Here is a 16,228-nt window from a genome sequence, read left to right as displayed (position 1 = left end):
AGCGGTAAGTAGTTGGCCAAATGGAATCGTATATTTCTGGCTAAGTGGGCAGTTGCTATGCAAGGCGCAACGTAGGGAGCATAGCCGTAGCTATGTGACCGGAGTTGCAACGCCGCAGAGTGACTGACAACTTAGTCAGAAATATATGATTTCATTTGGTTAACTACTTAATCAGATCTGCTGAAACAAAACACCGGCAATCTCATCCAGGCCTTGCCTTAAGGCCTCCCGGCTATGCACGCCCGGCTGGTGGGTATCAGCCAATGGCATGGTGTGTATATCGCATCGGAGGTTTTCCGGTGGTTCATTCTCCGCAGGCCACAGCAGCACGTCTGGATATACGCCCGTCATGTCACTCATCCATGACAGTTTATCGCTGATGGACATTTTTCCGACAGCCGACACTTCCTGATTAATGTTACCCACAAAGACTTTCAGGGCCTTGCTGTTACCAATACTTTCGGCAACCTCTGGCATCAAGATCGCCGGTAAGATGCTGGTCATGAAACTACCCGGTCCTAAAATAATCATATCGGACTCTTTTATTCTGGCGACTGCTTCATCCGTCGGCTGAATCGCAGGCAGAATCATCAACTTCTCCGGGCACTTCTCCAAAGCATCAATGGTCGTTTCACCGACCACTTCCTGACCACCCACAATAGCACCAAGGCGGGCAGGCTCTTCTGACATGGGTATCAACTCTGCACCGACCTGTAACATCTGGCGAATCAGGTTTATGGCATCCAGTGGGCGAACACACATCTGATCCATTGCCAGTAAAATCAGGTTACCGAGGTTGTGCCCACTGATATCACCGCTATTTTTAAAGCGGTACTCAAAGAGAATCCGAGCAAGGTTTGGGGTATCCGAACACAGCTGGTTAAGGCAATTCCTGAGATCTCCCCAGGCAATACAGCCACTGCCATCCCTGAGTCGTCCCGTTGACCCGCCATCATCCGTAGTTGCAACAACGCCTGACAGGTGCCCACCGAGAAATCCCAGGCTTGCCATGACCCGACCAAGGCCATGCCCACCACCGATGGCAACAATCCGGCGACACTGATAAAGCGTTTTGACAGAATACATGGCAAGTTCTTTTAGACGTATAAAATACGGTCTAGAAGATCATTGTCTGTTAACTGCTCAGCCATTACGAAAATGATCTCCTTTAACCGATATCAGGTTTGTGTTGAACCTATGATGCGTGGTGTTATCAGGAATAAACGTACCTGTTTAATCTTTGACTTTGACTCTGCACGGAACAAATGGCCAAGAACCGGAATATCGCCCAGCAACGGAACTTTGGTAAGCTTTGCTTCATCCTGCTCTTTATAGAAGCCACCGATTAACAGGCTCTCCTGTTCACTGATGATAGCCTGAGTATTAATTGAGCTGTTAGTCACTTCCGGTAGTTTACTCCCGATGTCTTCTGTGCCCTGGCTTCCTGAACCATCCTGAATATTGACGGTCATATGGATACGTCGACCCTGCTCTTCACGAACAATTCTTGGGGTAACCTGAACAACTGTCCCTGAGGTCACCGGGAATAGTTCAGAGTCTTCATTACTGGCAACTGACACATAGAAAGTACTGCTGTTATCGAGAATGGCTTCTATGTTGTCGAGTGTCAGAATAGACGGCCTAGATACAATCTTGACCCTCCCTTCATCAGCCAGTAACTGTAAATTTGCATTAAAGGAGCCAAGTGCACTGGAGACAATGGTTGTATAGTTTGGCGTCGGGGCATTTGGGTAGGGAGTAAAAGATATCTTGGTATCATTTGAGCTGGCAGAATTACTCCAGTCAACGCCAAGCGCTCTCAGGTCCTGTGTATTGATATCAATAATTGAAACACTGATCTCTATCTGCGATGTCGGTTTATCAAGAGAAGCCACCAGTTCTTCATACATTGGCATCTTGGATTCAAGATCATGCACAATGATCGCATTCAGTCGCGGATCAGCATTGATATAGACTTCATCGGCTTCTGCACCGGCATTCAGCGGGTCTCCTGCGGATGATTCAGAGCCATCTTTCATGCCGGGTTCACCGGATCTGCTGACACTCTCTGCCGGAGTCACCGATGGGTTAGGCAATCCCTGTTTGGTCACCTGGGCGACACCGCCACCTTTAATAATTCTGGTCAGAATCGTGGCGACGCCGGGGACTGTCAGTTGCTGACCTCTGAAGCTGAATGACTTATCAGTTGCCCAGGCATATTTGAGCGGAAAAGTGCGAACCGTCAGCTTACTCTTCTGACGCTCCCCCTCTTTCGCATCAAGCAGCAGCGCTGTCTGAGACACCAGCTCGATATAACGGGGAGGCCCGGAAATAAAGACAAGCCCCTCTTTCGGCTGTTCCTTCCAGAAAAAGCGACCGTCCCAGATACCAATCTTTTTCAGGGTTTTCTTCAGCTGCTTTATTGGTAAATAGTTTAAGCTGATAATCTGCTGGCTGGAGGAGCTGCCATCATAAACAAACAGGGTATGCCCATCAAAATACCAGATAAAACCATAGATATTGGCCAGGTGATCCAGGAAATCAACAGGGGTCATAGGACCAATCTTGCCATTAACCTCTCCAACCACCGTATCCGCTATGATGGATGGCATATAATAACTACCTGCAAAATTCTGCAATACTTCCTTCAAACTGTCGCCATTGCCAAAATACGCATACGGGCGCGCACCAAACGCTGCCAGGGCAGGTGATTCGTCATCACCAATGGTACCTTCAAAATCATCAATCGCATCCTGAATGGCATCCTCTGCAGAAAGAACCATACCATTTCCGGATGGTGTATGTTGTCGCATCATGTAGGGGTTGGTTGAAGCTTGATTTGCCTGTTGACGGTCGTCTTTCTGGGCAAAGTTATAATCAAAGTCAGATGTGGCTGCATAATGAGTTTGACTACCATACTGGGAAAAACTCGTCCCTTTCCCGGACAGTTGCCCATCATTTATATATGGCATTAGTCGTGCTCTTTCGGCATCAACAGATGAGCCATCTGGCCTGGGAAACGCCCTGGCATCCAATGGTCTCCCCCAGGAAACAGGGTCCCCGGCGGAATCGGGAAAAACTCTGGCGTCCAGGGCTCTCCCCGGCTCAGCTGAAGGACGGTCAGGCTGTTCCGACACGATGTCGGATGGAAAATAGATAATCTGTCCTACCCGTAAGGCCTGGGTAGTATCCAGTTTGTTATAGCGGGCAAGCTCATTCACCTCAAACCCGTAGCTTCCGGCAATCACTTCCAGAGTCTCGTTGGGACGCACTAAATGTTTTCTGGTTTGTGGCTCTTCAGATGACCAGTTCGCCAGCGCCTGAAAGGTAATCGCCAGTAAAAGGGACAGGATTATCAGGGTATTTCTTATAAAGCCCATCAGACGCGTGCCTCCATGCTCATGTCTGCTCCAGCTTATTCAACAGCCCTTAATGAATAGATGCCTTGTAAAGTCGAGAGTGTCAATAAACGTTCGTTACAAACCAGTTTATCGGAAAACAAACCGGATTCACCAGTATTTCGTCAAAAAAATAATTAACATGAGAAAAATCCATTTATCACTTTGTACACACGCCGATAGAACGAAAGGATTAAATTATCAGGCGGACTTTATCATGGCAGCACCAGTTTCTTTCGGTAACGGTATTTCAGGCATTTCACGGATCGACAGTGCTTTAGTGCACTCAGACTATCCTAAATCAAAATCAAATTTCAGAACCTCCGGTAAAAATGTTGTTTGTCACACTTGGAAGACTCTGGAAATGAACCGAAATTATGAGCGCCTTGAATTTGAGTTTGCGACTAAGGTTTCCGGTCAGAATATCCCTTCAAGCCCGGAGGAGCATTACCGCTTCACACAGGATGCCATGGACTCTTTTTCCGACTTTTTAAAGCAACTGCCTGAGAATAGCGGTCACGCCAAAAGAATGAAAGAAGCTTTGTCAGTCATCGAAAAAGCCAAAGCCGACAGTGAATATTTAATGATGTGCCGTAATGTATTGATTGCCAGCTAAAGGATGAGTGAAATGGATAAGTCATTAAAAACCTGGATGCTGTCACAGGCGTCCTATTATCTTGAATACCAGCAGCCCAGAAAATCCATCGCTCTGTTAGAAGCACTGATGTCAATAGACAAGAAAAACCCCGATATTTATCGCATGCTCAGCTACGCCTACTTACAGGCAGAACGGCCTGAAGAATCCATTCGCGCAGCCGATAATTTTCTAAAATACGCAAAGCCCGGTGGTGATATTCGGGCTATTAAATGGATCAAGGGGCGAGCCCTGCTCAAGAAGAGAAAAGCTGCACTGAGCCGCTGATCTTCAAGACCATAGCCAGCCCCATAGCAGCGGCGCACCTCTCATGGCACAACTGTTACCCGGGCTGAATTTTGGCGGCAGAAATGATCTGGTACTGGCAGGCCTGCTGGTATCCATCATCGGGCTTATTATTCTGCCCATGCCAACCCCCCTGGTGGACTTCCTTATTGCATTGAACATGGGGATTTCCACCATACTTCTGATGACCTCCATCTACCTGAAGTCGCCCCTGGAATTCTCATCCTTTCCGGGGGTGTTGCTGATAACGACCCTCTTCCGTCTGGCTCTGTCCATTACCACTACCCGTCTGATCCTTCTTCAGGCAGATGCCGGTGAGATTGTCTATACCTTCGGTAACTTTGTGGTAGGGGGTAACCTGGTCGTTGGTGTCGTTATCTTCCTTATCATCACCATTGTCCAATTCCTGGTCATCACCAAGGGTTCGGAACGTGTAGCAGAAGTCAGCGCCCGTTTCTCTCTGGACGGTATGCCTGGCAAGCAGATGAGTATCGATGCTGACCTTCGGGCCGGGGCCATCGAAATGGAAGAAGCCCAGCGCCGTCGTGAGCTGGTGACCAAAGAAAGCCAGCTGTTTGGTTCGATGGATGGAGCCATGAAGTTCGTAAAAGGTGATGCCATTGCCGGTTTGATCATCATCTTTGTCAACATTACTGCTGGTGTCGCTATCGGTACCGGTAATGGTATGAGTGGCGGTGAAGCTCTCCAGCTCTACGCCATCTTAACCGTAGGGGATGGACTTATCTCCCAGATACCAGCCCTGCTGATATCCATTACCGCCGGTATTATAGTCACCCGTGTATCCAACGAAGATGCCAAGGACCTTGGTAATGAGATAGGCACTCAGCTTACCGATAAACCAAAGGCCCTAATGGTTGGCGGAGCACTGTTACTCGGCTTTGCCCTGATCCCCGGCTTCCCGACACTGACTTTCATGGCTCTTGCTGCTGCCATTGGTGGCGGTGGCTACTTTCTGATGAGGAAAGTGGAAAAAGCCCGGACAGCTGAGGAAGATGGCGGCATTCCGGCCATGGCCGCAGCAACAGAATCACCCAGTGAGGCCAAATCCAGATTGGATCAGCAGGAAGAGTTCACCCAGACTCTGCCCTTGATTATTGATGTCCCTACCTCTGTTCAGAAAAGCCTGAACACAACCTCCCTGAATGAAGAGCTGCTTAAAGTCCGGAAATCACTGTACATGGATCTCGGGGTTCCCTTTCCCGGTATACATCTGCGGTTTAATGACGCCATGGATGAGAACACCTACAGCATACTGCTGCAGGAAGTTCCCGTCGCATCGGGCTATTTCAAACCAGGCTCGCTGTTCGTGAGAGAGAGTAATGAACATCTGGACATGCTGAAGATCCCTTATGAAGTTGGCGATCCGTTTCTGCCCAGCCTGGACTCTCTCTGGGTCATTGAAGGCCAGCAGGACAAACTTGAGCGCAACAATGTCAACTTTATGGATTCCTCAAAAATCCTGACGTACCACCTGGCACATGTCCTGAAAAAATATGCTGAAGATTTTGTGGGCATTCAGGAAACACGCTACCTGCTGGAAAAAATGGAAAGCAGTTTTGGCGAACTGATTAAGGAAGTCCAAAGGCTGTTACCTGTTAACAAGATCACCGAGATATTCCAGCGCCTGGTATCCGAAGATATTTCCATCAGGAACCTCCGCTCCATCCTGCAATCCCTGGTTGTCTGGGGACACAAGGAGAAAGAGGTGGTTCAGTTAACCGAGTATGTCCGCTCATCATTAAAGCGCTACATCAGCTACAAATACTCTAACGGCAAAAATATGCTGCCAGTATACCTGCTTGACCAGGATGTCGAAGATACCATCCGCTCCGGTATCCGCCAGACTTCAGCAGGCAGCTACCTGGCGCTTGACCCATCGACCTCTGCCCAGTTTGTGGAAAATGTTAAACACTCTGTTGGCAAAATCGGCCATCTTGAGCATAAGCCCGTCCTGATTACTTCGATGGATATACGCCGCTATGTCCGAAAACTTCTGGAGCTGGAAGTGTATGACCTGGCAGTGCTTTCACACCAGGAGTTAACGGAAGAGATTACCGTTCAACCACTGGGCCGTATCTCCCTGTAAGCAAGGTCATAACCGTACCGGAGGTGCTTCTCAATCTGCTGGCAGTTGGTATCAGCCAGTAGATGAGGACGGATGTTTCTGACAATCGCACCTTTAATCAACATCCCCATTAAAATGAATCAGCGGCTTATCACCACCGCAAAAGTTAATTAGCCGATATTTACTTTGAATTTCATTGATTAAATCACTGCTTCGAGGTAGAGAACAGGCGTTATGGACGGATGATGAGTGGAGTGCTCAGTAAGAATTGGCAGGTATGCTTTCTGCGCAAAATCTCCGATAGCAATCAAATCAGCTCTTATTTTTTCTCTCTTACTTTCGTACAGCATAGCTTCTAACCCAGAACGGGGTAGAAGTTATGCTGTACGAAAGAAGGAGAAGCAGAGAAAAAGAACGATTAACGAACTAACGCAAAAACCAGTTGGTCAATAAACTGCTCTTCTTTATAGACATGCTTTTTCATCACACCTTCAAGCTCAAAGCCACACTTCTCCAGCACACGGCGAGAGCCATCATTCCCGGCCTGCACATCAGCAAAAATACGAACCAGCCCCATCTCATCAAATGCATACTGGCACACATAAGAGAGTGCTTCGGTCATAATGCCTTTACCCCAATGATCCTCTGACACCCAAAAGCCAATCTCTGCGCCAAAGCGATGAACATCCAGCTGAACAACAAACCCGATCTCACCAATAGCCTCACCACCACAGTCAATAGCAAAGCGGGTTCTGGTCTCATGCTCCTTGACATGCTGAACCCAGGCTCTCGCATGCTCTATGGTATAAGGGTGTGGAAAAGTATCCCGAAGGTTTCTGGCTATCTTGGCGTTGTTACCATGTTTGGCCAGAGAGATCGCATCGCCATAAAGGAACCTTCTGAGGCAGTAACCATTACCCAAGTCTATATGCATATCATTATCCTGATAGTCAGCTATCAGGTAAAACATCGGCAAAAGTACCATGGGCTTTATTGATATACCTGTAACCCATTGATAGGACTTGATGTGCCGAGGATTATCCAACCAAGCTGAAGTTTAAGTTTATCTAATCCATTTAGCAGGCTTGATTTTGTAAAGGGGACTTCAAGATGAAAGCCCCGAACATCTTTGCAGATGAATTATAATATCAAATATAACTTTTCCTTCAAAACCCGGAAGATTTTATTATTCTTATTTCTTATTAAAGACATTTATATGATTTCATAACAAGAAAACTCCAAACCATCTTTAAAACTCAATGACTCTTACTAAACCAGCACAAACTATTCTAAAGCAATGATGGAAACAAGGGAATTAATAGCCCTGTAATCCTGAATTTTTAGAGGATATCATTCAGCAAGAAACAGAGAATATACTGTTCTTTCAGGCAACCTATCTATTCAAGAGTAAATTCATTGCCTATTAAATTGCATCATGCATACAATTGTGACTGTATTTTTAAATGCTTAACCCGCTAATTATCAAGAAATCAAAACAATCGTATGAATATCTTTCTATCAAAAGAGATTCAGACTCATTCATAGACTTACTGCTTGCTTTTTCTCACACTCAGGTGCAAGAAATATTACCTGAACAATAGTACCAATTCATCCAAACCAAAAGAACGTCAACAATCGTTGACAGAAAAATCAAGGTTAGCACCATCAACAAACCTGTTAGTGACTTACATGAAAGCAAATGATTAACTGTGGTCAGTTTTTGGAACCTTAAACCTCGGAAAGCTGTCCAAGATAATAAATTTTAAACAAGGAAATATTATAATGATCAATTCAGCCAGTACTTTCCCCGTTAATCCTTACGGAGTCCAGGAAGTTATCATCAACGAAACTCAACCTGACGACCTCAGTGATTGTGCCAAAACTATTGTTCAGAACCGCATTCGGCAATTATCCTTTGCACTAATAGATCCTGCTGGCAATCGCAGCACTGCGTTATCCACCGAAAGCCTGGCTTCAGCACTGGGCATGTTGTTGGCTGCCATTGATGATGCTGGCGTGAAGGAAAAAATTCTGGGCATGACAAACCAACCCCTTCGATTAACAACCGCACTGGAAAAAGAAATCCACAAACAACTGGGTCAATTCTGCCTGAATTACACTGTCGATAAGAACTCACAGAGTTTTATTGTGAACTATTTTGCTTCAGAGGATCATTGTCATGATAGTAACCTTACTAAAATTTTGTCCAAATATTACAACACAATGAAACTGGAAATTACGGCACATGACAAAGTAGCCGATGTGACTGATACATTCATCAAATCTATAACCAAAGGTCGCATATCCAGCTTGTTCACCCCTGATGAACGTGATGATGTCAACGTCTCTATGGGTAATGTTGTTTGTTTAGAAACGATTTGGGCTGATGCTTTTGATAAATTTAAAACTGCACCCTCCAGATTTAAGTGTTCAGATGGCAAGATAGCCGAAGTCGAAATGATGAAATCTGAACCCATGAATTTAAAATATGCCTTTACAAAGGATTATGCGGCGATCGCAAAACCATTCCAACACGACACCGCAAAGCTTTATTTTGTTGCAATAACACCTGTCAACAGTTCATCAACTGGTATTAATCATCTTGATACTGAAACACTTTACCAACTGATTGACCAATCACTGGAAGCGAAAGAGCAAAAAATCACCTTAAAACTGCCTAAAATGAAAATAGACAGTACTGACACTTCATTACTTAACGAAATTGGCAAGCTCAGTGATATTAAAATAACGGCAGACATGTTATCGAAACTAGGTAAAACAAGGCATGATCATCTGGACATGCGTCAAAAAATTCATGCCATCATTGATGAAGAGGGTGCCGAGGTTGTTTCAACAACAGCCGTTAACAGGAAATACCGGGGGGGTAATTTCGAGCCACCAGAACCATTCAATTTTGACTGCCCCGGCTATATTGCGATTATTGTTAAGGACGATAATGGTAAACATCTGTTGCTTGAATCGATAATCAAGGATGCAAGCTATCTTGTCCCTGCAAGAAGTAAAGAAGTTCAGCCTCCCTCCCTGAGCGCCAGATCTGTGCAAGCTCATCAGGGGAGTACTGTGGATACTGATTCACTTTTCAGACCTGCAAAAAATGACAATGGAGATGAATCTTTAAAAAATTCTGACAAATTATTTCAGGACAATCCGAAACATCTCGTTCAGAACTTTTTAATATCTAAAATAATACAAATGATACTGAACGGCGATAATAAATTGAACATTCTTGGAGCCTATTACTACCAAAATAATCAAAAGCTGCTCATTCAGGTCCAAGATTTTAATCAAGCCCAAATACTCATGCAAAGAATAATTGATTTCACCAAAGCAAGTAATCTAAGCGATCGTGTCAGCGCTGTAGATTTTAATGCTTTGGGAAAACATAATTTTGGAATCTGCACAGTGGTAAATGAGCCGCTCACTACCCAACTGTTAGAAAAATTATTTCACTATAAACGCTCATAGCATTAAAATGATCAATCACATCCTCATCGATGCGAATGGTCATCTGCTTTTTTCAGCTGCTTGGCGTAAGTTTTTTTTCACCCTGACTAAAATCATACTTTGCTCTCATCACGTCAATCTCGCTGTGCTTATGGTCTGGGCTTAAAAGAAAGCAAAGCAGGTAGATAGGGTGCGTGGTCAGGAGCTGGCTATGAAACCACTGACTCGTGGCAAAAAACTGGCAAGCAATGCAGTCAACTATCACAGTGTTTTCAGGGAGCCAGAGAACGAATGAAGGGGCAGCTCCCTCCTTAGCGGGAACCAACCCATAAAATGAGCCAGGCTTAGGCTGACAGAGTAACAGAGCTGGACAAATGTTTTAATCAGCTATCACAACCAGAACAATCCTGCTAATCACTTATCTGGTGGCGTAGTTGATTATTTTCCGCCGTTTACCAACTAACTGCGCTGATTCACTGACTCAATTGGATGTCTGACAATTTGCTTCTAACTTTTTATACAGCATGGCAAGTACGTCCCACTTATACATTGCCCATTCTGGTGAAAGCAGGTATTGCCTTTCCCCGGAACCGGTCAGTCGATGGAACAGTAATCCCTCTGGAGCCCGAACGATCATCTTTGTCAGCACATCCGTGTAGGATTCCATGGATAACTCCCGGACCTGCTCTTTACGCCATTGTCGGGCCAGTTGAGTGCCTTTAACGATGTGAAGTGGGTGAATCTTGATGGCATCAACACCTAAAGCAATAACCCGGTCAAAACTTACCAGACTGTCTTCAGGTTCTTCCCCCGGAAGGCCAACGATCAGATGAGTACACAACTTCAGACCATAGCGTTTGGCTCGGATCACTGCATCTTCATAATCGCTGAAGTTATGGCCTCGGTTAATGGCTTCAAGCGTAGGATCAAAGCTTGATTGAAGGCCCAGTTCCAGCCAGACCTCATACCCCTGCGCCTGATAATCCGACAACAGTTGTAACACCGGATCCGGCACACAGTCAGGCCGGGTTCCCACGGCAAGCCCTATCACACCGGGCTGAGCCAGGGCCTCATCATAATAGCGCCTGAGATCTTCCGGAGCACCGTAGGTATTACTGTAGGACTGAAAATAAGCGATAAACTTTCTGGCACCCGTTCGGGCACTCACCTTTTCCTGAGCCTGTCGAATCTGCTCAGAAATTTCTCCCGCTTTAGTGCTGCCAGGACTGAAGGAAGCGTTATTACAAAACGTACAACCACCAATACCTTTAGTACCATCACGGTTTGGGCAGGTAAACGACGCATTCACCGAAACTTTGTGTACTTTTTCTCCGTACTTCTGCCGAAGGTAACGGCCAAAAGTATTCACGAAGCGGGTCATGTCCATAGCGAGTTATTTCGTTATCAAAAACGCTACAAAATACCGACAGCCCCCTGTTTAGCCTATAGGGAGTTTAACGCATGACTTAATGGCCAATGCTTAGCCTGAATTTTTTTTCATTTTTTCCAAAGCTTCCTGAACGACGGCACGAGCCTCATTTTGACAGGCATCCATTGCATCAGGGTCATCGGGAGCTACACGCCATTCAATTATTCTTTTTGCCAGCTTCCTTGCCATCACACCGACAAGATCATCCAGATACGCCTCATCGAACATAGCCAATGGCATAAACCTTAAATGAACTAACAACTGCTCAGGTTTATCAGGTTCTTTCATATGTATGGCAAAATCGCCGGCATCAGACGTGCTTTGACTGATCGTTAACGTAAAATGCTCACCGCTCATAGTATTCTCCCGGCTGTACTAGTTTCAGTTGTCGGCGGTGATACAGGTGGCTTTACGATCTTCAGACCAGCTGTCAGCTCATTCAGTCAGTAGGCATTATCAAACAAAAAACCGGGCCTTCTACCTTTTTATAATCTCTGTTCATAATCTAAACTGAGCTTTATAAGGATTAAAGCATTAGCTGACAATGCCGCCAGATATGGCGATATTCTCATCAATTATCAGCAGCCAGCTTGCACTGGGCAACGGAGAGCCAGACCATGTCACTTATTACCAATAAGGATGTCGAAAACCTACCCTCTGATAACTCGGGCCAGGTAGGTAATGTCAAACCGGTAGATCGTATTGATCCGATGCAGTCACAGGAGTTTTCAAACCTGGTAAAAAACAAGGAGGACAATAAGCTTGCTGAAACAGCGGTGGAAGATGGAGAGATTACGCCGGAAGAACTTCAGCGACAGATTCGTGAAAACCTGTTTAAAAACGGCTTCAACAAAGCCCTTGATAAAGCCAGGGAAATAGCCAAAGAACTCAGACAGGGATAGCACTCTGACCCGATGTCATTTTTTTGGCCGAAGGTAGTTAAAACGCCCCATTAATAGCTACTTAATATAATCAAAAGTTCTCAATATAATTATATTTAGTAAAGTGATATGGGTGGTCTCTGCGGGTATTCCATACCCTGCAGATGACATTGTGCAGTACAGGGATGTGGCCAGCATGTCAATTCAGCCTTCCAGCATTTTTCCGCTCAGCCCAGGTGGTGATAACAAGCCACTGCAAAGTGTTTTTTTTTCTGAATTAAATCAGTTGGTCCAAGAAATTATTTACCCCGAGTCCGACACGCTGTTTCCTGTTCTACTTACCAAATTAAATACTAATCTGGAGGATATCAAAAACGATCAGGATATGATGCGCTGGATCGATATCAAAAACCGTTTGACAAAGTCTGAATCTTTCATCAAGAAAAGCTTCCTCGATCATTTGACCAGTGCAGACAGTGAACAGCCCGCACCACAAGAAGGTGTCTTAACCCTTGAATTACTCGACAATTCTGAACTTGATCACCAACTCCTCTGGCTTTCTGCAACCAACAATTTTGAGAGCAGTAACAACTCTGAACGTATTTGCCGAATCAAAAGCAGTCTTGAGAGCACCTATCCCCGGCATGACGGTACTTATCCTGCCACCCCGGAGCGCATCTGTGAAAGTTTTGCCATGGCTCTGGAAAGTCTCCATCCAGACCGTGATATTGAACAACAATTATTTTGCTGGTTTGCCAGTCATCTTAATAATGCGGCTGATGAGCTCTGGCTTAAAGTCGACCAGTTAATAATCCATAAAGGGCTGGGACCCAAACATTCATCTCCGGTTGAGCGATTGCAAGCAAACCCAGCCTCCGACCCAACCCATCATCCACTATCTTCATCCCGCCCCACAGATCAAACACAACCAGCGCCTCAGCAGAGTTACTATTCAGATATGGGAAACCCTCAGTTTCTGGATAGTTTTGCTGAGAAGCTAGTATCCCGGCTGGAAGACATGCTGGCAGAAGATGAACTCATCCCTGAGGCCAAAGCTAACCGGGTCAAGGCTATTGATCTGGCCAGTGTCCTCAGCTCACTGCAACTGGATGTTCTTGAGCAGCACGTGTCAATAAGAAACCTGCACACCTCGGTCATAGATGCCCTGGAAATACAAGGCGTTAATTCAAAACTCTCACGCCATCATGAAGACCTTATCAATATGGTCGGCTGGTTGTTTGAGTTCATTCTGGATGATCACAACCTGCCTGATGACGTAAAAAAAACCATAGCCCTATTGCAAATCCCGATTTTAAAACAGGCGATTCTGAACGATGCTTTTTTAACCGATAAAAAGCACCCGGCCCGTCTCTTATTAAATGACTTAACGTCTGCAGGCATGCTGTATTGCCGGGATTCTCAACTGAGCAAGCATGTGCTGCTACTGATTGAGCATACTATACGCACCATCATCTCTGACCACAGTGAAAACCCGGACGTATTTCAGGATTGTCTTGATGGATTTCAAACCAATCTGGATGTCATTCTGGAACCAGAGCCTGAGAGTTCAAAAAGTCATCCTGCTGCACTCAACGAACCACCAGAAGAGGTTCAGGCAACAGACTCCGACGTTGACCATGCCATTGACTTTAAGACAGAAAGTCTCACGGAAGAAGACTCAGAGGAGATAATTCTTTCCTGCGAACAGTCCGGGCTCAGTCTGAAAGAGCTCCAGTCTGAATCCGCCCCAGAGGCAACCGAACCCTCTCAGGAGCTTGAGCTGCTTCCGGATGAACAGACCGAAGTGGCTGATGCTCAGGAGCATTTACCCGCATTTACCCCGGTCATTATTGATGGACTTTACCCGGGCCAGTGGGTTGAGTTTATTGGCGAAGGTGACTCACACCGCCTCAGCTGCAAACTTGCCCGGCTCAGTAAAGACCGTCATCGATATATTTTTGTCAACAGCTCGGGGATGCGTGTTGCGGAGCGCTCTGGAAGTGAACTCAAAAAGGAAATTAAAGACGGTTCTGTCCGTATTATGGAAGAGAATCCCGTGTTCGACCGGGCTATCCAAGCTGTTCTTGAGCGATTCAAAAGACATTTGTAACTCTGCAACGGATGACTATAGCAAGCAGTGAAAAAGGTGAGAACTTTTCAGGCCTGCTTATCGCAACACCGGTAAAAACATACGTTATGGAACAGGCTGCTGACTAAAGCACTGCCGTTTAATGGCGAAAAACTAATTTATCTTTAATTTGTACAGGAAGTTTTTATGATCAATCTGGAAAATTTACATCAAATCACCGACGGTGATGAAGTCCTGCTGGAAGAGTTGTTATCAACGTTTTTTCAGAGCACCCGGGAAGACATCCTGAATTTGAAAGCAGCGGTCAACAATCAGCAAACGCCCCTTATTGTCAACTTTGCCCACCGGATTAAAGGTGGTGCTGCAATCGTCGGGGCGGAGCAACTGGCAATACTTGCCGGAGACCTTGAGCAGTCAGGGCAACAAGTGGAACCGGAACGTTATGACCCTCTTTTTCTTGAACTGCAGGATACGTTTAACAGCATCGAAGCCCTGTATCCCAAACTATAAAGGCCGCTGACTGGTCAAGCTGAACAGCCGAAAGCCAACCACAACGGCAAACGCCATAAAGGGCGCTTCCAGAACACCACCCATAACCTGTAACCACAGTACATTCTCAGGGCTCATCAATAGATAGCTAATAAGGAATTGTGAGAACAGCAGAGTGAACAGCAATACAGTAAAAGGCAGTAATAACAGGGACCACTGCTGCTTCGTCTGATTAAAGCTTGCCTGAATAGCCTCCACTGGAGGCTCACCCTTAAGGGCAACCCGAAACTCCACAAACATCAATTTGTACAGCAGATAAAATCCCGGTATCAGGTAGAGGCTAAACCCAAGCATGACTAATACAAACACGATCAGGTAACTGGTCGCCAACGGAAAATAGATACCCGCCGACTTTATTAAACTGTCATAAAGGCTTAGCTTCTCGCCCTGATCACGACTCTCAATAAAGAAAATCGCTGCCCCCGTTGCCAGCGGTTCTATCAACACTGATGCAAACAGATCTGCAAACCCACCACTTATCTCGCTATTGCCAGCAAAAGACTGTTGGAGGTAAAAGCCTGCAATTTCAGAGGGGATAGCAGACAATAGAAACAAAACCGTCAGGCTCAAGCCATAACGGGCAAAAAAGTGTAGCGATTGAACAATAGATTGCATGCAAATTTCACCGGTTAATCAACTTACCAGGGAATCACTGATCCATCATAATTGATGAACTGGCCACTGTTTTTCAAAGAAAGTTGATCAATAACCTTGCGCACGCCCCTGATGGATGTTTCCGTATCAATCGGAGCATTTACGCCCCCCATATCCGTCTGAACCCAGCCCGGATGCAATACACCAACACTGATACCCTTCCCGGCAAGGTCAATAGCCAGACTTTTAGCCACCGCATTCAATGCGGCTTTGGCAGAGCGATAGATATAACTCCCGCCTTTCTGATTGTCCCCCATACTGCCCATTTTGCTGGACATCATGATGATTTTTTTCTCATGACTCTGGGCTACTTTTTCCACCAGTGCCTGCGTAACCATCATCGGGGCCACCGAATTAACTCGCAAAACCTCCATCCATGAATCAACAGTCACCTCATCATAAGACAGACCGAAAGGGCCATAAATTCCGGCATTATTGATCAGGATATCAATGGGCTCTTCAATCACATACTGCAGGTTATGGATCATTCCGGGCTGGGTAATATCCAGGGGAACCAGCTCAAACTGATAACCAGCACTGCGTTTCAGCTCCAGCAGTTTCTGCGACTGTTCCGGAGAGCGGCAACAACCATAAACCTTGGCACCCTGCGCAAGATATTGACGACACAGTTCCAGACCCAGCCCCCGGCTAACGCCGGTCACCACCACTATTTTCTGCATGCAGACTCTCCCGGATAAACTGGCAGCTTCCGGTAGAAATAAAGCTGAAGCCGCCGA

At 45.8% G+C, this 16,228-nt stretch carries 14 protein-coding genes; 7 read left to right on the top strand and 7 right to left on the bottom strand.

Features of this window, described 5'->3' with window-relative positions; genetic code table 11:
• Positions 1–171 precede the first annotated feature (171 nt).
• Both yvcK and sctC read right to left on the bottom strand, forming a co-directional pair.
• Positions 172–1,086: a uridine diphosphate-N-acetylglucosamine-binding protein YvcK gene (gene yvcK, locus ACO6UY_RS03040; RefSeq protein ID WP_422449489.1), complete on the bottom strand. Its 915-nt coding sequence runs from the start codon at positions 1,084–1,086 to the stop codon at positions 172–174.
• Between the two features lie 92 nt (positions 1,087–1,178).
• On the bottom strand, positions 1,179–3,380 hold the full coding sequence (sctC, locus tag ACO6UY_RS03035; RefSeq protein WP_422449491.1) for a type III secretion system outer membrane ring subunit SctC: 2,202 nt from the start codon (positions 3,378–3,380) through the stop codon (positions 1,179–1,181).
• Positions 3,381–3,540: 160 nt separating this feature from the next.
• On the opposite strand from sctC, the gene ACO6UY_RS03030 reads away from it, so the two are divergent.
• From ACO6UY_RS03030 to sctV, 3 genes are read left to right on the top strand one after another with little or no spacing between them, the layout of a single operon-like run.
• Positions 3,541–4,014: a hypothetical protein gene (locus tag ACO6UY_RS03030; RefSeq protein WP_422449493.1), complete on the top strand. Its 474-nt coding sequence runs from the start codon at positions 3,541–3,543 to the stop codon at positions 4,012–4,014.
• A 12-nt stretch (positions 4,015–4,026) separates the two neighbouring features.
• Positions 4,027–4,320 carry a hypothetical protein gene (locus ACO6UY_RS03025; RefSeq protein ID WP_269673303.1) on the top strand — a complete coding sequence of 98 codons (294 nt, stop codon included), beginning with the start codon at positions 4,027–4,029 and terminating at the stop codon, positions 4,318–4,320.
• A 43-nt stretch (positions 4,321–4,363) separates the two neighbouring features.
• A complete protein-coding gene (sctV, locus tag ACO6UY_RS03020; protein WP_101744773.1) occupies positions 4,364–6,445 on the top strand; it encodes a type III secretion system export apparatus subunit SctV in 2,082 nt (693 codons plus the stop codon).
• 397 nt (positions 6,446–6,842) lie between these two features.
• On the opposite strand, the gene ACO6UY_RS03015 is transcribed toward sctV, so the two are convergent.
• Complete coding sequence (locus tag ACO6UY_RS03015) at positions 6,843–7,358, bottom strand: GNAT family N-acetyltransferase (RefSeq protein ID WP_163369423.1); 516 nt, start codon at positions 7,356–7,358, stop codon at positions 6,843–6,845.
• Between the two features lie 848 nt (positions 7,359–8,206).
• On the opposite strand from ACO6UY_RS03015, the gene ACO6UY_RS03010 reads away from it, so the two are divergent.
• Positions 8,207–9,910: a serpin family protein gene (locus tag ACO6UY_RS03010; protein ID WP_422449496.1), complete on the top strand. Its 1,704-nt coding sequence runs from the start codon at positions 8,207–8,209 to the stop codon at positions 9,908–9,910.
• Positions 9,911–10,370: 460 nt separating this feature from the next.
• On the opposite strand, the gene ACO6UY_RS03005 is transcribed toward ACO6UY_RS03010, so the two are convergent.
• Positions 10,371–11,276, bottom strand: a complete 906-nt coding sequence (locus tag ACO6UY_RS03005) for a TIGR01212 family radical SAM protein (protein WP_422449498.1) — start codon at positions 11,274–11,276, stop codon at positions 10,371–10,373.
• 93 nt (positions 11,277–11,369) lie between these two features.
• Positions 11,370–11,675, bottom strand: coding sequence for a hypothetical protein (locus tag ACO6UY_RS03000; protein WP_163369420.1), 306 nt, complete (start codon positions 11,673–11,675; stop codon positions 11,370–11,372).
• A 260-nt stretch (positions 11,676–11,935) separates the two neighbouring features.
• Between ACO6UY_RS03000 and ACO6UY_RS02995 the strand changes: the two genes are divergently transcribed.
• The 3 genes from ACO6UY_RS02995 to ACO6UY_RS02985 all read left to right on the top strand — a co-directional run bounded on the left by ACO6UY_RS02995 (position 11,936) and on the right by ACO6UY_RS02985 (position 14,798).
• Positions 11,936–12,220: a hypothetical protein gene (locus tag ACO6UY_RS02995; RefSeq protein WP_101744768.1), complete on the top strand. Its 285-nt coding sequence runs from the start codon at positions 11,936–11,938 to the stop codon at positions 12,218–12,220.
• Positions 12,221–12,485: 265 nt separating this feature from the next.
• Entirely contained in the window at positions 12,486–14,309 is a 1,824-nt protein-coding gene (locus tag ACO6UY_RS02990) for a DUF1631 family protein (protein ID WP_422489015.1), read from the top strand.
• Positions 14,310–14,474: 165 nt separating this feature from the next.
• Positions 14,475–14,798, top strand: coding sequence for an Hpt domain-containing protein (locus ACO6UY_RS02985; RefSeq protein WP_209199942.1), 324 nt, complete (start codon positions 14,475–14,477; stop codon positions 14,796–14,798).
• Here the strand turns inward: ACO6UY_RS02985 and ACO6UY_RS02980 are convergent.
• Positions 14,793–15,452, bottom strand: coding sequence for a hypothetical protein (locus tag ACO6UY_RS02980; protein ID WP_422460876.1), 660 nt, complete (start codon positions 15,450–15,452; stop codon positions 14,793–14,795). The genes ACO6UY_RS02985 and ACO6UY_RS02980 overlap by 6 nt on opposite strands.
• Before the next feature lie 23 nt (positions 15,453–15,475).
• Positions 15,476–16,171: an SDR family oxidoreductase gene (locus tag ACO6UY_RS02975; protein WP_422449505.1), complete on the bottom strand. Its 696-nt coding sequence runs from the start codon at positions 16,169–16,171 to the stop codon at positions 15,476–15,478.
• Positions 16,172–16,228 lie beyond the last annotated feature (57 nt).

The organism is Endozoicomonas sp. ALE010, from assembly GCF_049310165.1.
Classification (GTDB): domain Bacteria; phylum Pseudomonadota; class Gammaproteobacteria; order Pseudomonadales; family Endozoicomonadaceae; genus Endozoicomonas.
The sequence above is the reverse complement of the archived record's forward strand: the minus strand, read 5'-3'. Positions and strand labels throughout refer to the sequence as shown.

Excerpts from the sequence above, each read along its gene's own strand:
- yvcK (WP_422449489.1), bottom strand. The coding sequence starts at position 1,086 with ATGTATTCTGTCAAAACGCTTTATCAGTGTCGCCGGATTGTTGCCATC.
- sctC (WP_422449491.1), bottom strand. The coding sequence starts at position 3,380 with ATGGGCTTTATAAGAAATACCCTGATAATCCTGTCCCTTTTACTGGCG.
- ACO6UY_RS03030 (WP_422449493.1), top strand. The coding sequence starts at position 3,541 with ATGAGAAAAATCCATTTATCACTTTGTACACACGCCGATAGAACGAAA.
- ACO6UY_RS03025 (WP_269673303.1), top strand. The coding sequence starts at position 4,027 with ATGGATAAGTCATTAAAAACCTGGATGCTGTCACAGGCGTCCTATTAT.
- sctV (WP_101744773.1), top strand. The coding sequence starts at position 4,364 with ATGGCACAACTGTTACCCGGGCTGAATTTTGGCGGCAGAAATGATCTG.
- ACO6UY_RS03015 (WP_163369423.1), bottom strand. The coding sequence starts at position 7,358 with ATGCATATAGACTTGGGTAATGGTTACTGCCTCAGAAGGTTCCTTTAT.
- ACO6UY_RS03010 (WP_422449496.1), top strand. The coding sequence starts at position 8,207 with ATGATCAATTCAGCCAGTACTTTCCCCGTTAATCCTTACGGAGTCCAG.
- ACO6UY_RS03005 (WP_422449498.1), bottom strand. The coding sequence starts at position 11,276 with ATGGACATGACCCGCTTCGTGAATACTTTTGGCCGTTACCTTCGGCAG.
- ACO6UY_RS03000 (WP_163369420.1), bottom strand. The coding sequence starts at position 11,675 with ATGAGCGGTGAGCATTTTACGTTAACGATCAGTCAAAGCACGTCTGAT.
- ACO6UY_RS02995 (WP_101744768.1), top strand. The coding sequence starts at position 11,936 with ATGTCACTTATTACCAATAAGGATGTCGAAAACCTACCCTCTGATAAC.
- ACO6UY_RS02985 (WP_209199942.1), top strand. The coding sequence starts at position 14,475 with ATGATCAATCTGGAAAATTTACATCAAATCACCGACGGTGATGAAGTC.
- ACO6UY_RS02980 (WP_422460876.1), bottom strand. The coding sequence starts at position 15,452 with ATGCAATCTATTGTTCAATCGCTACACTTTTTTGCCCGTTATGGCTTG.
- ACO6UY_RS02975 (WP_422449505.1), bottom strand. The coding sequence starts at position 16,171 with ATGCAGAAAATAGTGGTGGTGACCGGCGTTAGCCGGGGGCTGGGTCTG.